Below are 12,722 nucleotides of genomic sequence, written 5' to 3'. Positions count from 1 at the left end.
ATGAAAGAAAAGAACCTTCTCGCGGAACTCGCCGCCTATCTGTTCTCCCATTCGGACAAGGAGACGGGCCGCACGCCGTCGGAGCGCGAACTGGCAGAGCATTTCAGCGTCAGCCGCGGCCAGATCCGCGAGGCGCTGGCCATTCTCGAGGCCATGCGCATCGTCGAGCGACGGGCGAAATCCGGCATCTACATCGATACGAAGCAGGCGAGCGTCGAGGCGATGGCGCTGTTCGCCCGCGCCGGCCTGCCGCTCGATCCCGTCCAGATCTACGAGACGGTCGAGTTGCGCAAGATCCACGAGATCAAGGCCGCCGAACTTGCCTGTTCACGCGCCACCGAGGAGAATTTCGAGCGGCTGCGCGAGATCCTGAAGGCCTCCGAGGATCGCATCGCCGCCGGTGAAGGCCTTGCCCGGGAAGACCGCGAGTTCCACCTCGAGATCGTGCGGGCGACCAAGAACAGCGTCTTCCACAATATCTGCAGCGTCTACTACATGATGGGTGAGCTGCGCCTGCCGATCTATTTCAACGATCCCGAACGCAGCGTGCGCTCCCATGCCGAGCATATCCAGATCTACGAGGCGCTGCTGCGCCGCGACGGCAATCTCGCCCAGGCGCTGATGAGCGCCCACCTGCAAGGCGCGGAAAGCTACTGGAAGGGGCTGATCGAGGGGCGTGGGGCGGAACCCGAAAGCCCAGCGCTCGAAAAGGCCTGAAATGCCCAAGATCCTGTCGACACACAGACTGCACCCCCGTGCCTCTTCCATGCTGACAGGGGCCGGCGAACTCGTCGTTGCTTCCGCCCTCGACGCGCACACGCTGGCCGCCGAGGCAAGGGACGCCGATGTCATCATCGTTCGCGCTCCCTTGCCTGCGGCGCTTTTCGAAGGCACGTCGAAGCTCAGGGCCGCGATCCGCCACGGCGCCGGGCTGGACATGGTACCGATGGAAGCGGCCAATGCGGCCGGCGTGTTGGTGGCGAACGTGCCGGGGGTGAACGCGCGATCCGTCGCCGAATATGTGATGTTCGCGGCGCTGGCACTGCTTAGGCGCTTTCGTGTGTTGGACCGCGACTTGCGCGCGAAGGGTTGGCTGGCCGGCCGCGAACACACCGTCGTGGCCAGTGAGCTAGCGGGCAAGACGATCGGCATTGTCGGCCTCGGCGCGATCGGCCAGGCGGTTGGCCATATCGCGGCCCATGGGTTCGATCTGAATGTGGTGGCGACGACGCGCAGCATGCGGCCGGCGCCGGACAGGGTCGGCTTCCTGTCGATCGATGCACTCATCGAGCAGAGCGACATCATCGTTCTGTGCTGCCCGCTGACGCCCGAAACACGGGGGCTGATCAGCCGGGAGCGCATTGACCGGATGAAGCCGGATGCGCTGCTGATCAATGTTTCGCGCGGGCCGGTGATCGACGACGACGCCCTTATCGAAGCCTTGCAGAAGGGCCGCATCGGCGGCGCCGCGCTCGATGTCTTTGCAACACAACCGCTACCGCCCAACCATCCTTATTTCGGCTTCGACAACGTCATCGTCACCCCGCACATGGCTGGGATTACCGAGCAGTCGATGATGCGCATGGGCGTCGGCGCGGCTGGCGAAGCCTTGCTGGTGCTGGCCAACAGATTGCCGGTCAATCTGTGCAACCCCGAAGTGGTCGAGCACTACCGGCGGCGGTTCCCTGCCGATTTCTGAGAGCGCCCTAATTTTCCCGAATTCGCCGGCGACGGTACCGGCATGGCACACGTCACAAAATTCCTGCTGACCGCCTGCTTCTGCGTGGCGACGGCGCAAGCCTTCGCCAACGGACAGGGCAGCTACGTGTTCTGCGACAACGGCATACGCTGCGTGGCGGCACCCTGTCCATCGAACAGCGCACTCGACCTCGCTACTGGTAAGCTCATCAAAGGCGTTTCAATCGACATCGATCGCCTGCCGCAGCAAGACAAGGCCCTCGATCTTTCGGACAAGCTCTATGCCGGCAAGGTCGTTGTTGTCGGATCGATCGAGAACCGCACCCGGACCTTCAACGGCAAGCGGTACACCCTGCCTTGGCTGGTTGCCACCAGCATCGAACGCGCCGCCAAGGACAGCGAACGCGGCCACTGCTCGTCGCGCTGACACGCGCTACCCTATCAATTTGCAAGCAGCGCCTCCACGCCCGCTGCGATGCGCAGCAGGTGGTGGTCATGGCCATTGCGCGCCACCAGCATCAGCCCGGCCGGACGCGTCATTCCCGGCATCGGCAGCGAGATGGCTGATAGATCGAATTGGTTGGCGACCTGCGTGTTGCGCAGCAGAAGGCCTTCCGTCCTGTTGCACAGAGCCTCGTCGCTGGTCATCGACACGGTCGTCGGCGCCGTCACCGGCGTGGTCGGCAGGGCCAGCACGTCGACCGCTGCAAGTCGCTCATCCATCGCGGCGGCCAGCGCCGTGCGGCGGCGCATTGCCCTGATATAGACCGTGGCCGGAATGGCGGCGGCGCGCGACAATGGCCCGCTTACCCGCGGGTCGACCGGCGCCGTCGCTCCCGTCGCCAGCCAGTCGGCATGGATCTCCGCCCCTTCCATCGCCGCGATCGACGCGCGTTGGGTTGCCGCGCGCAAATCGGCAAGCAGGTCGTCGATCGACAACTCCACAAGCCGTGCGCCGCTAAGCTCCATCTTGCGAAGACACCGGTCGAACGTCGTCGCGACCTCTTCCTGCGTATCATCGAACAGCACGCCGCGCGGAATACCGATGCGCAGGCCGTCCAGCGGAGGCGGCAACAGTGCCGCCAGGTTTTCGCCCGACATCACTGCATCGGCCGCCGCACATTCGGCGACGGTGCGGGCCAGCGGACCGATCGAGTCCAGCGTGGCCGACAGCGGAAACGCACCCGCGAGCGGCACGCGCCGCGCCGTCGGCTTGAAACCGACGACGCCATTCAACGATGCCGGAATGCGTACCGAACCGCCGGTATCGGAACCGATGGAGATTTCGCTGGTACCCTCGCCCACCGAAACCGCGGCGCCTGAGGACGAGCCGCCCGGAATACGGCTGGCATCGCTTGCATTGCCGGGCGTAACGTAATGTGGATTGACGCCGATCGCGGTAAAGGCGAACTCGGTCATGTTGGTCTTGCCGAGGATGACTGCACCGGCTTGGCGCAGCCGTTGCACGACAATGGCATCCCGCAGCGCCGGCGCAGCCGTGGCGAGCAGCAGCGAGCCCGCCGTAGTCGGTTCGCCGGCGACATCGAACAGATCCTTGATCGAGACGATCGCCCCATCGAGCGGCCCGAGCGTCACGCCGGCTTTTCGCCGCGCATCGGCGGCGTCCGCCGCCGCCCGTGCCGCTTCAGGGTAGAGCTTTACGAAAACGCTTTCGTTGCCCGCGCGAGCGTCAAGACGCGAAAGAATTGCTTCGAGGCTATCACGAGCTGATTGCATTTTCGGTGTCGGACTCCGCACGCTTGCAACGTCTTAAGGTAGCAGCCTGAAACTGGCCGCAGGAGACATAGCCCGGCACGGTCGGATTTGCACCTGTCGAACCGAAGGAGGAAGGCCCGATGCGCTACCAAGGCAGCTGCCACTGCGGCAAGGTCGCGTTCGAGGTCGAAGGCGAGCTGACCGGAGTCGCACGGTGCAATTGCTCGATCTGCTCGCGCAAGGGTGCACTGCTATGGGCAGTGCCGCATGAGAGCATGCGGGTACTTGCCTGGGGCGATGATCTCGGCCGCTACAGCTTCGGCAACCATGTCATCGCCCACCGCTTCTGCCGCAGCTGCGGCATTCACCCCTTCGCCGAGGATGTCGGCGAAGGGAGCGGGCGAAGTGCCTATATCAATATTCATTGCATCGAGGCGTTGGACGTCGCCGCCGTGCCGGTCTTCGACTTCGACGGCCGTTCCGTTTAATGCATGTCGCGCAAAAGCATGCCCTCGGGCTTGACCCGAGGGTGTGCAGCGGTTTTGCGATAACGACATACGTAAAAACAAGAATCTAAGGCGCATCGCGTGAGGCCGATCGAGTGCGATGCGCTTTAGGCCTTGGGATCGTCGACCGGCTTCGGGCCAAGGAAGAACGCCGCCAGTGCCGCCAGCAATGTCGCAGCCGCGCAATAGGCGAAGGCGCTGGCAACGCCGACATTGTCGACCAGCAGGCCGCCGAAGACGGCGCCCAACGCGATGGCGACCTGGAATGTCATAACCATCAGCCCGCCGGCGCTTTCCGCCTGATCGGGGGCGGCCCGCACTAGCCAGGTCTGCAGCCCGACTGGGACGGCGCCGAAGGCAAAGCCCCAGCTGGCCACTGCTATTGCAGCAACCACGGGTGAGCCTCCGACGACCAGCAGCAAGAGCGCCGAAAACGCGATCAGCAGAGGCGCCAGGCTGACGGCTGCCTTGAGGCTGCGTTCGGCAATGAAGCCGCCGGCAAAATTGCCGAAGAAGCCACCAATGCCGTAGGCGAGCAGCACAAGCGAGATCGTCTCGATGTCCAGCGCGGGAACCTTCTCGAGAAACGGGCGGACATAGGTGAAGCCGGCAAAGTGTCCCGAGGCGACCAGCAGCACCACCAGCAGTGCCACCCTGATCATCGGCCGCTTCATCACCTCCAGCAGCGTGCGAAAACCTGCCGTACCTGCCGGCGGCAGCTTCGGAATGGTAGCCACCTGCACCAGCAGCGCCAGCGCGCCGACCACGGCGGCGATCATGAACGCCGTCCGCCATCCCCAGATGTCGCCGACATAGGCGCCGACTGGAGCCGCACAGACCGTCGCCACCGAAACGCCGGTGAGGATGATCGACATGGCGCGCGGCATCAGCCGCATCGGAACGAGCCGCATCGCCATGGCAGCCGACATCGACCAGAAGCCGCCGAGACTAATGCCAAGCATGATGCGGGCGATCAGAAGAACGGGAAGCGACGACGCAAACGCGGCTACCAGGTTTGACAGCACAAGCAGCACCGTCAGCGCCCACATGACCAGCCTGCGGTCCAGCCGCTTGGTGACAATGGCCATGGTCGGCGCCGCTATCGCACCAATGACAGCGGTGGCCGTTACCGCCTGCCCGGCGGCGCCTTCGGTGATGCCGAGATCCTGCGCAAGCGGCGTCAGCAGGCTGGCCGGCAGGAATTCCGCGGTCACCAGGCCGAAGACTCCGAGCGCCAGGGAGACCACCGCCCCCCATGCGGGCTCGGATCGTTCGCCGGTTTCCGATGGATCGAGAACGGCGTCCATGACGCCTGTCGCGGGTTCGGTCATGAGAGAATCTCCGGTCTGTTGCAGCGCAGCATTTGGCTGCAATGCAACATAAGGAGTGACTGGCTGGAGTTTCCATGCTAGAAACACCATTATGTTTGACCGTTCGTCCAAAATTCCAATCACCGGCGATCCGCTGACGGACATATTGCGCGGATTGCGTCTGGAAGGCGTCGATTACGGCCGTTGCGAGATGAAGGAACCTTGGGGCATCTATTTTCCGGCTCAGGCGGCGGCACGGTTTCATTTCATCGGACGCAAAGGCTGCTGGTTGCTGCAGCCGTCCGGCGACTGGGTCGAGCTCAAGGCGGGCGACGCTGCCTTGTTGCCGCGCGGCTCAGCCCATACGCTGGCGAGCGAGCCGGGTATCGAGGCGGCGCCGATCCATGGCTATGAGGTCGAGGAAATCTGCAAGGGCGTCTATTGCATGTCGAATGACGGCGTGCCCGGCTGCCGTCCGGGCACCTTGCTGTTTTTCGGCAGCATGTATTTCAATCTCGATGGCTTGCACCCCTTGCTCGGCATGATGCCGGACGTGATGCGTGCGCATGAGTTGGAAGCCTATGAGCCGGGTATCCCGCATTTGCTGGAAGCGATGGCCCGCGAGGTCACGATGGAGCGCGTCGGCTCCGGCGGCATCCTGGCGCGGCTGGCCGATGTGCTTGCCGCGACCGTCATCCGCTCATGGGTCGAGCGCGGCTGCGGCGATGCCTCCGGATGGATTGCGGCGGTCAGGGACCGCGAGATCGGCCGGGTGCTCGCCGCGATCCATCTGGAACCGAATCGCGACTGGACGGTGGAGGCTCTGGCAAAGATGATGGGCGCCTCGCGATCAGGTTTCGCCGAGCGCTTCGCCACCATTGTCGGCGAAACACCGGCAAAGTACGTCACGCAGGTGCGGATGCACCAGGCGAGGCAATGGCTGGTCCGTGACCGGCTCAAGATTTCCGTCGTCGCGGCGCGCCTCGGCTACGAATCCGACGCCTCCTTCAGCCGCGCCTTCAAACGGGTCATCGGATCGCCGCCCAGCCATTTTCGGGCCGAGGAACAGGCGGAGATCCGCCAGGCCGGCTAAACATTGGCCGGGTTATTGCTCGGTGATGCAGGCCGAGCCGGCGCTGCTCTTGCAATATTTGCCGGAAGCCCCGCACCTGCCATCCGAGACTTCGACGACGGTGCCGCTCAACAACAGCTTGCAGTCGCTGGTGGACAGATTGACCGCGCCGTTGAGGTCCTTGATCTTCTTGGGTCGACCTTCGCGCCGGCGACAACTTTCTTGGCTGCCTGCGCCTCGCCCAGATGCGCCGCCGACAATCCCATACCGGCGACAAGCAGGATCGTCGCAAAATTGCGTAACAGATTTCCCATAGCCAACCCTCCGTATTTGGGTCTCCAAATTGGGCGTGCAAATCCCTTTTTGGAACCGAAGGATCAGCCTATTCGACAAATCGGAGCATCCGCATCCCCCGTACGGGGGATGCGGATGGCCCAGGGCATTTAGCTGGCGTGACGCAGGCTTATTCCGCTGCCCTTGTCGAACAGCACCACCTTGTCCGGGTTCCAGGCAAAGCGCACCGGCTGCTCTATCTGCACGTCGGTCCTGGCCGGCACGGTGGCGCGCAGCATGGCGTCGCCGACCCGCAGCGTCAGGATCTTCTCGACGCCATGGTTCTCGACGTCATGGACCCGCGCCTCGACCGGCGCGCCGGTCTCGAGATAGACGTCCTCGGGACGAATACCGAAGACGAGCGGGCGACCGTCGGTCGCCGCGCCCGTCTTGGCACCCCCCGAAGTCTTGGCACCCCCCGCAAACGGCAATTCGAAATTGAGCGGCGCCATCACCGCACGTCCGTTCACAAGCTTGCCGTCGATGAGATTCATCGGCGGCGAGCCGACGAAGCTCGCCACGTAGGTGTCGCGCGGATTGTTGTAGATCTCGTACGGCGTGCCGGTCTGGACGATGCGGCCATGGTTGAGCACGCCGACCTTGTCCCCCATCGACATCGCCTCGATCTGATCGTGCGTCACGAACAGGAAGGTGGCGCCAAGCTGCATCTGCAGGTTCTTCAATTCGGTGCGCAGCGCCTCGCGCAATTTGGCGTCGAGCGCCGACAACGGCTCGTCCATCAGGAATACCCGCGGCTTGCGCACGATGGCGCGACCGATCGAGACGCGCTGCATCTCGCCGCCTGAAAGCCTGTCGGTCTTGCGGTCGAGCAGATGTTCGATCCGCAGCGTCCTGGCAGCGCGGTCGACACGATCCTTGATCTCGGCATCGGGCAGCCGGCGGATCTTCGGCTTCAGCGGAAATTCGAGGTTTTCGCGCACCGTATAGCGCGGATAGAGCGAATATTGCTGCAGCACCAGTGCCACGTCACGCTCGGCCGCGCCCCAGTCGGCGACATCGACGCCATCGATGAAGACCTGGCCTTCGCTGGGTTTTTCCAGGCCGGCAATCATGCGCAGCGTCGTCGTCTTGCCGGCGCCGGTCTCGCCAAGCAGGACGAAGAACTCGCCATCGGCGATGTCGAGATCGAGCCCGGTCAAGGCGGTGTGGTTACCGAACTTCTTTGAGATGTTCTTGAGCTGGATGTGGGCCATCAGAGTCTCACTCCCAGCGATTTGCCGCTCGCCGTGTCGAAGAAATGCGCCTGGCTGGGATCGATTCTGACGAAGACCCTTTCGCCGGGGCCGCCGATGAAGCCGCTCTTGGTGCGCGCACGCAGCATCTTGGAGCCGACCTTGAGGTCGACGATGTCGAAGGACCCGAGCGGCTCAACGATCTGCGTCTCTACCGGCAAGAACCCTTCGGCGGCTTCGCGGCGAACGAGAACGCCTTCCGGCCGGATGCCGAGCGCGAGCTGCCCGCCGGCATGCCCGTTGAGCTTCGACAGCAACGCGCGCGGGAATTCGAAGCCGGCGGCCGCATCGCCGACCGTCACCGAGGCGGACGAGGCTTTCTCGGTCACCGAAGCGTCGGTGACGTTCATCACCGGGCTGCCGACAAACTGCGCGACGAAAAGATTCGCCGGATGCGAATAGACCTCGTCCGGCGAGCCGACCTGCTGCAGCACACCTTCATGCATGATGACGATGCGGTCGGCGAGGCTCATCGCCTCGATCTGGTCGTGGGTGACGTAGATGCTGGTCGAGCCCTGCTTGATGTGCAGCCGCTTGATCTCGGCCCGCATCTCCTCGCGCAGCTTGGCATCGAGCGCCCCGATCGGCTCGTCCATCAGCATCGCCTTCGGCCGCCGCACCAAGGCCCGGCCGATCGCCACGCGCTGCATGTCGCCGCCCGACAGCGCCGACGGTTTCTTGGCGAGGAGATCGCTGATCTGCAGCGTCTTGGCGACCGAGCGCACCTCGCTGTCGATCTCGGCCTTGCTCTTGCGCGTCGCCCTGAGCGGAAAGGCGATGTTCTCGTAGACGCTCATATGCGGATAGAGCGAAAACGACTGGAAGACCATGGCGATGTCGCGGTCGGCGGCCTTGAGGTGCTGGACCGGCTTGCCGTCGATGAGGATGTCGCCGCCGTCGATCGTCTCCAGTCCGGCAACGGCCCTGAGCGTCGTCGTCTTGCCGCAACCCGACTGGCCGAGCAGCACGATGAACTCGTTGTCGTCGATCTTGAGGTTGAGGTCCTTGATGACCTGGACGGCGCCGAAATATTTCTGCACGCCGCGAAGCTCGATCTGGGTCAATGCTGCGCCCCCGGATTTGCCCCTTGCCCGGTGCCGGCCTTCTCCTCCGGCGCGATCTTGGAGGTGATGTTGAAGCCGATCAGGCCGATCAGGATGATGGTCACGCCATAGCTGTGCAGCAGCATGTTCCACGGCTGGCAGAGCGCGATGATACCGAGCACCATCAGCACTTGAGAGCCTGGTTCAAGATATTTCTGGTTGATGGCGCGAAAGCTCATTTGCGGATCGCTCCAAACGACATTCCGCGCAGCAGATGGTTGCGGAGCAGGAAGGTGAAGATTGCGACCGGCAGCAGGAACAGGAAGGTTCCGGCGGCGATCACCGTCCAGTCCGGCAGGCCGGCGCCGACCTGGCTGGGAATGAAAGGCGGTGCCGTCTGGGCACGGCGGCTGGTCATAATCAGTGCGAAGGCATATTCGTTCCACGCCGTGATGAAGCAGAACACGGCGGTGGCGGCGATGCCGGTGGCGGCCTCGGGCAGCACGATCTTGAAGAAGGCCTCCATGCGCGTATAGCCGTCGACGAGGGCCGCCTCCTCATATTCCTTGGGGATCTCGTCCATGAAGCCTTTCATCAGCCACACCGAGAACGACAGGTTGAAGGCGGTGTAAAGGATGATCAGTCCGATATGGGAATCGTTGAGGCCGACCGCCCGGTACATCAGGAACATCGGAATGGCGACGACCACCGGCGGCAGCATGCGCGTCGACAGGATGAAGAACAGCAGGTCCGCCTCGCCTTTTACCTTGAAGCGCGAGAACCCATAGGCGGTGAAGGTGCCCATGCCGACGGCCAGGGCGGTCGAGGTTATGGCAACGATCAGCGAGTTCATGAAACGGCTCGGATAGCCCGACCACTGGACCTGGCCCTTGCCGTCGCGCACGATCTTTTCGCCGCCATTGAAGACGACGCGCTCCCACCACGGCGCGGCCGCGTACTCCTCCGGCGACGGCGGGCTGCGCAGCTGCGAGCGCTTGGTGAACAACTTGACGAAGGGCGATATCTCCGGCTGGAAAACCACCGTCGGCGGAATGGTGGTGGCGAGGTTGCGCGGCTTGAACGCCGTCGAGGCGATCCAGTAGATCGGCGCCAGGAAGATGATCGTCACCAGCAGGACAGCGACGATGGCGACCCGGTTGAAGGTGATTTCGGAAGAAGTGCGGACTGCGGCCATCTCAGCGCTCCTTCACCTTGTTGAGGTATTTGACATAGATGTTGGTGATCGCCAGCACCATGATCAGCACGATGTAGGCGAGCGCGCAGGAACGCCCGGTCTGCCATTCCTGGAACGCCATCTTGTAGAGCCGGATCGAGATCAGCTCGGCCGTCGGCTGGCTGGTCAGGATGTAGGCGAGGTCGAAGGTCTTGAACGCCTCCATGGTGCGGAAGATGACCGCGATCATCAGGATCGGCGCAACCAGCGGCAGCGTTATGCGGAAGAAGGTGTAGAACGGCCCGGCCCTGTCGATCGCGGCTGCCTCGTAGAGATGCTTGGGCACGGCCGACAGGCCGGCCAGCGACAACAGCATGACGAAGGGCGACCACATCCAGATGTCGGTCAGCGCGACCGCATAGAGCGCCATTTTCGGATCCGACAGCCATTCGAAGGTGCCGAGGCCCAGCGCATAATTGATGATGCCGAAGGACGGATCGTAGAGCAGCTTCCAGAACAGGCCGACGACGGCCATCGACAGCATCATCGGCAACAACAGGAGCGTCGTCAGCAGGCCCTTGAGCGGAATGTCGCGGTTGAGCAGCATGGCCACGCCGAAGCCGACGAGCAGCTGGCCGGCGACCGAGATGATGACGTATTTTGCGGTGATGGCGAAGTTGGACCAGACATAGGGATCGCTGAGCAGGTCGCGATAGTTTTGCAGCCCGACGAAATTCGCCGCCGCGCTGGTCGAGGCGCGGAAATCGGTGAACGAATAGCCCAGCGAATAGATCAGCGGGAAGATGTTGAAGACGATCAGAAACAGGATCGTCGGGATGATGAAGAGATTGCGGATCGAAATGTCGCTTAGACCGCGAGCGGCGGCCCGCGAGGTCCTGTCCAGCGTGGTGATCATCGTGGTCGCCAAGACCCTGCTCCCGGTTCAAGAATCAGAAAAAGAAACGGAGGAGGCACGAACGCCCCCTCCGTGAAACTTCATACTTATTGGCCGCGGCCGTATTTCTTGAAGGTCGCGTTCCAGTCGGCTGCCAGTGCGTCCAGCGTCTCCTTGGCGGTGCCTTCGCCGCCGATCATGTAGGGATAGATGCGCTGGTTGAGCTGCTGCAGCAGTTCCGCATATTCCGGAACCGCCCAGAAGTCCTTGACCTTGAACATGGTCTCGTAGAACGCCTTGTTGTAGGGCGTGGCGTTCTGGAATTCGGGCGACTTGAGCACGGCGGCACTGCAGGTGTAGCCGCCAAGCGCTGCCCATTTCTTCTGGGTCTCGTCCTTGATGAACCATTCCAGGAACTTCGTCGCCTCTTCCTGCTTCTGCGAGTATGAAACGATGGAGATGCCCTGACCGCCGAGTGCGGCGAACTGGTCGCCGTTCGGGCCGGGAGGATTGGCGAAGAAACCGGTGTTCTTGGCATTCGGGTTCGACGCCTCGTTGATCAGCGAGGGGAAGAACGCGAAGTAGTTCATGCTCATCGCGGCCAGGTTTTCAGTGATCGCCTGGTTGTCCTCGACGAAGAACGACTTGGCCCAGCCCGGAGGCGTGAACTTGTAGAGTTCCTTGTAGGCATCGAGCGCCGCGATCGCCTTGTCGGAGTTGATGAAGCCGTCGACCTTGTAGGTCTTATAATCACCCAGCTCGCCGCCAAAGGAAAACAGCGCGTTTTCGAAGCCCATCGCCATCGCGTCATACGAATTGTCGGTGTAGATGGCGATGCCGTATTTTTTCTGGTCCGGCCGGTAGAAGAACTCGGCGATGTCGCGCAGCGCCTTGAAATCCTTCGGCACGTCGAGATCGTAGCCATATTTGGCCTTGAAGGCTTCCTTTTCCTTCGGATCCTCGAACCAGTCCTTGCGGTAGGACCAGCCGACGGCGTCGCCTTCAAGCGGAATGGCCCAGTACTTGCTGCTGCCGCCCGGATATTCGGCGTAGTACTTCACCGTCGCCGGTGCCATCACGTCACCGACCTTGTGCTTATTGAAGAAGTCGGTCAGGTCGACATAGTGGCCACCGGTCGAGCCGGCACCGAGCCATTGCGAGTCGCCGACGACCATATCATAGGCGTCGCCATGGGCGTTGAACTCGGTGAAGGCCTTGGTCTGGAAGTCGGGCCACGGTGTGGTTTCCACCGTGATCTTGACGCCGGTTTCCTTCTCGTACTCGTTGCCGAGTTCCTGCAGGTAATTGGCCGGATCCCATTCCGCCCAGAAGATTGTAAGTTCCTTTTCCTGCGCGTAGACGGACGTTCCGCAGGCGAGCACTAGGCCGATACCAGCAAGCAAGCTGGTCATTGTCTTGCGCATAATGATTTCCTCCCTTGTGCGCATTCTACCGCGTCATGCGAGCCGGCGGCGAGGCCGGCCCTGGTAGTCCTCCCGTGACGGCACCGTTCCGGTTTTTGAGCCTCCTCGTTCGACCGAAACGGATCTTAGCCTTCACCCTTTGATCCGCTTTATTTGTCCTGATCTGGTATTACCAATTTCAGACGAACGTCAAGCCCTTTCTTGGACGGTGGCGGACACGCAGACAAGTTGGTTTCTGCGATATCTGCCTGTTTTCCCTGAATTTTCCTACTCCTTGATACATGAATGCCTTGCTTGG

The 12,722-nt window shown here is 62.6% G+C and carries 13 protein-coding genes; 5 read left to right on the top strand and 8 right to left on the bottom strand.

Annotated features, from left to right (window positions below; all coding sequences use genetic code 11):
* The 3 genes from RQ479_RS27895 to RQ479_RS27885 are packed head-to-tail and all read left to right on the top strand — an operon-like array spanning position 1 to position 2,125.
* Complete coding sequence (locus RQ479_RS27895; RefSeq protein ID WP_292661187.1) at positions 1-717, top strand: FadR/GntR family transcriptional regulator; 717 nt, start codon at positions 1-3, stop codon at positions 715-717.
* A 1-nt stretch (position 718) separates the two neighbouring features.
* Positions 719-1,699 (top strand): hydroxyacid dehydrogenase, encoded by a 981-nt coding sequence (locus RQ479_RS27890; RefSeq protein ID WP_376703144.1) that lies wholly within the window; start codon positions 719-721, stop codon positions 1,697-1,699.
* 42 nt (positions 1,700-1,741) lie between these two features.
* Positions 1,742-2,125, top strand: a complete 384-nt coding sequence (locus RQ479_RS27885; RefSeq protein ID WP_376703143.1) for a hypothetical protein — start codon at positions 1,742-1,744, stop codon at positions 2,123-2,125.
* Between the two features lie 14 nt (positions 2,126-2,139).
* On the opposite strand, the gene RQ479_RS27880 is transcribed toward RQ479_RS27885, so the two are convergent.
* A complete protein-coding gene (locus RQ479_RS27880) occupies positions 2,140-3,435 on the bottom strand; it encodes an amidase (RefSeq protein ID WP_376703142.1) in 1,296 nt (431 codons plus the stop codon).
* 119 nt (positions 3,436-3,554) lie between these two features.
* On the opposite strand from RQ479_RS27880, the gene RQ479_RS27875 reads away from it, so the two are divergent.
* Positions 3,555-3,902, top strand: coding sequence for a GFA family protein (locus tag RQ479_RS27875; RefSeq protein WP_376703141.1), 348 nt, complete (start codon positions 3,555-3,557; stop codon positions 3,900-3,902).
* Positions 3,903-4,027: 125 nt separating this feature from the next.
* On the opposite strand, the gene RQ479_RS27870 is transcribed toward RQ479_RS27875, so the two are convergent.
* Positions 4,028-5,251 (bottom strand): MFS transporter, encoded by a 1,224-nt coding sequence (locus tag RQ479_RS27870; RefSeq protein WP_376703140.1) that lies wholly within the window; start codon positions 5,249-5,251, stop codon positions 4,028-4,030.
* Between the two features lie 91 nt (positions 5,252-5,342).
* On the opposite strand from RQ479_RS27870, the gene RQ479_RS27865 reads away from it, so the two are divergent.
* Positions 5,343-6,323, top strand: coding sequence for an AraC family transcriptional regulator (locus RQ479_RS27865; protein WP_376703139.1), 981 nt, complete (start codon positions 5,343-5,345; stop codon positions 6,321-6,323).
* 422 nt (positions 6,324-6,745) lie between these two features.
* On the opposite strand, the gene RQ479_RS27860 is transcribed toward RQ479_RS27865, so the two are convergent.
* From RQ479_RS27860 to RQ479_RS27835, 6 genes are all read right to left on the bottom strand, one after another.
* Complete coding sequence (locus tag RQ479_RS27860; protein WP_376703138.1) at positions 6,746-7,849, bottom strand: ABC transporter ATP-binding protein; 1,104 nt, start codon at positions 7,847-7,849, stop codon at positions 6,746-6,748.
* Positions 7,849-8,952, bottom strand: a complete 1,104-nt coding sequence (locus RQ479_RS27855; protein ID WP_376703137.1) for an ABC transporter ATP-binding protein — start codon at positions 8,950-8,952, stop codon at positions 7,849-7,851. Before RQ479_RS27855 ends, RQ479_RS27860 begins: the two co-directional genes overlap by 1 nt.
* Positions 8,949-9,170 (bottom strand): hypothetical protein, encoded by a 222-nt coding sequence (locus tag RQ479_RS27850; RefSeq protein ID WP_352864033.1) that lies wholly within the window; start codon positions 9,168-9,170, stop codon positions 8,949-8,951. The genes RQ479_RS27855 and RQ479_RS27850 overlap by 4 nt, the downstream gene beginning before the upstream one ends.
* Positions 9,167-10,126, bottom strand: coding sequence for a carbohydrate ABC transporter permease (locus RQ479_RS27845; protein ID WP_376703136.1), 960 nt, complete (start codon positions 10,124-10,126; stop codon positions 9,167-9,169). The genes RQ479_RS27850 and RQ479_RS27845 overlap by 4 nt, the downstream gene beginning before the upstream one ends.
* A 1-nt stretch (position 10,127) precedes the next feature.
* Positions 10,128-11,033: a carbohydrate ABC transporter permease gene (locus tag RQ479_RS27840; protein WP_376703135.1), complete on the bottom strand. Its 906-nt coding sequence runs from the start codon at positions 11,031-11,033 to the stop codon at positions 10,128-10,130.
* A gap of 74 nt (positions 11,034-11,107) precedes the next feature.
* Positions 11,108-12,424 (bottom strand): ABC transporter substrate-binding protein, encoded by a 1,317-nt coding sequence (locus RQ479_RS27835; protein WP_023722314.1) that lies wholly within the window; start codon positions 12,422-12,424, stop codon positions 11,108-11,110.
* Positions 12,425-12,722: the final 298 nt, after the last annotated feature.

The organism is Mesorhizobium sp. ISC25, from assembly GCF_042295465.1.
GTDB lineage: Bacteria > Pseudomonadota > Alphaproteobacteria > Rhizobiales > Rhizobiaceae > Mesorhizobium.
The sequence above is the reverse complement of the archived record's forward strand: the minus strand, read 5'-3'. Positions and strand labels throughout refer to the sequence as shown.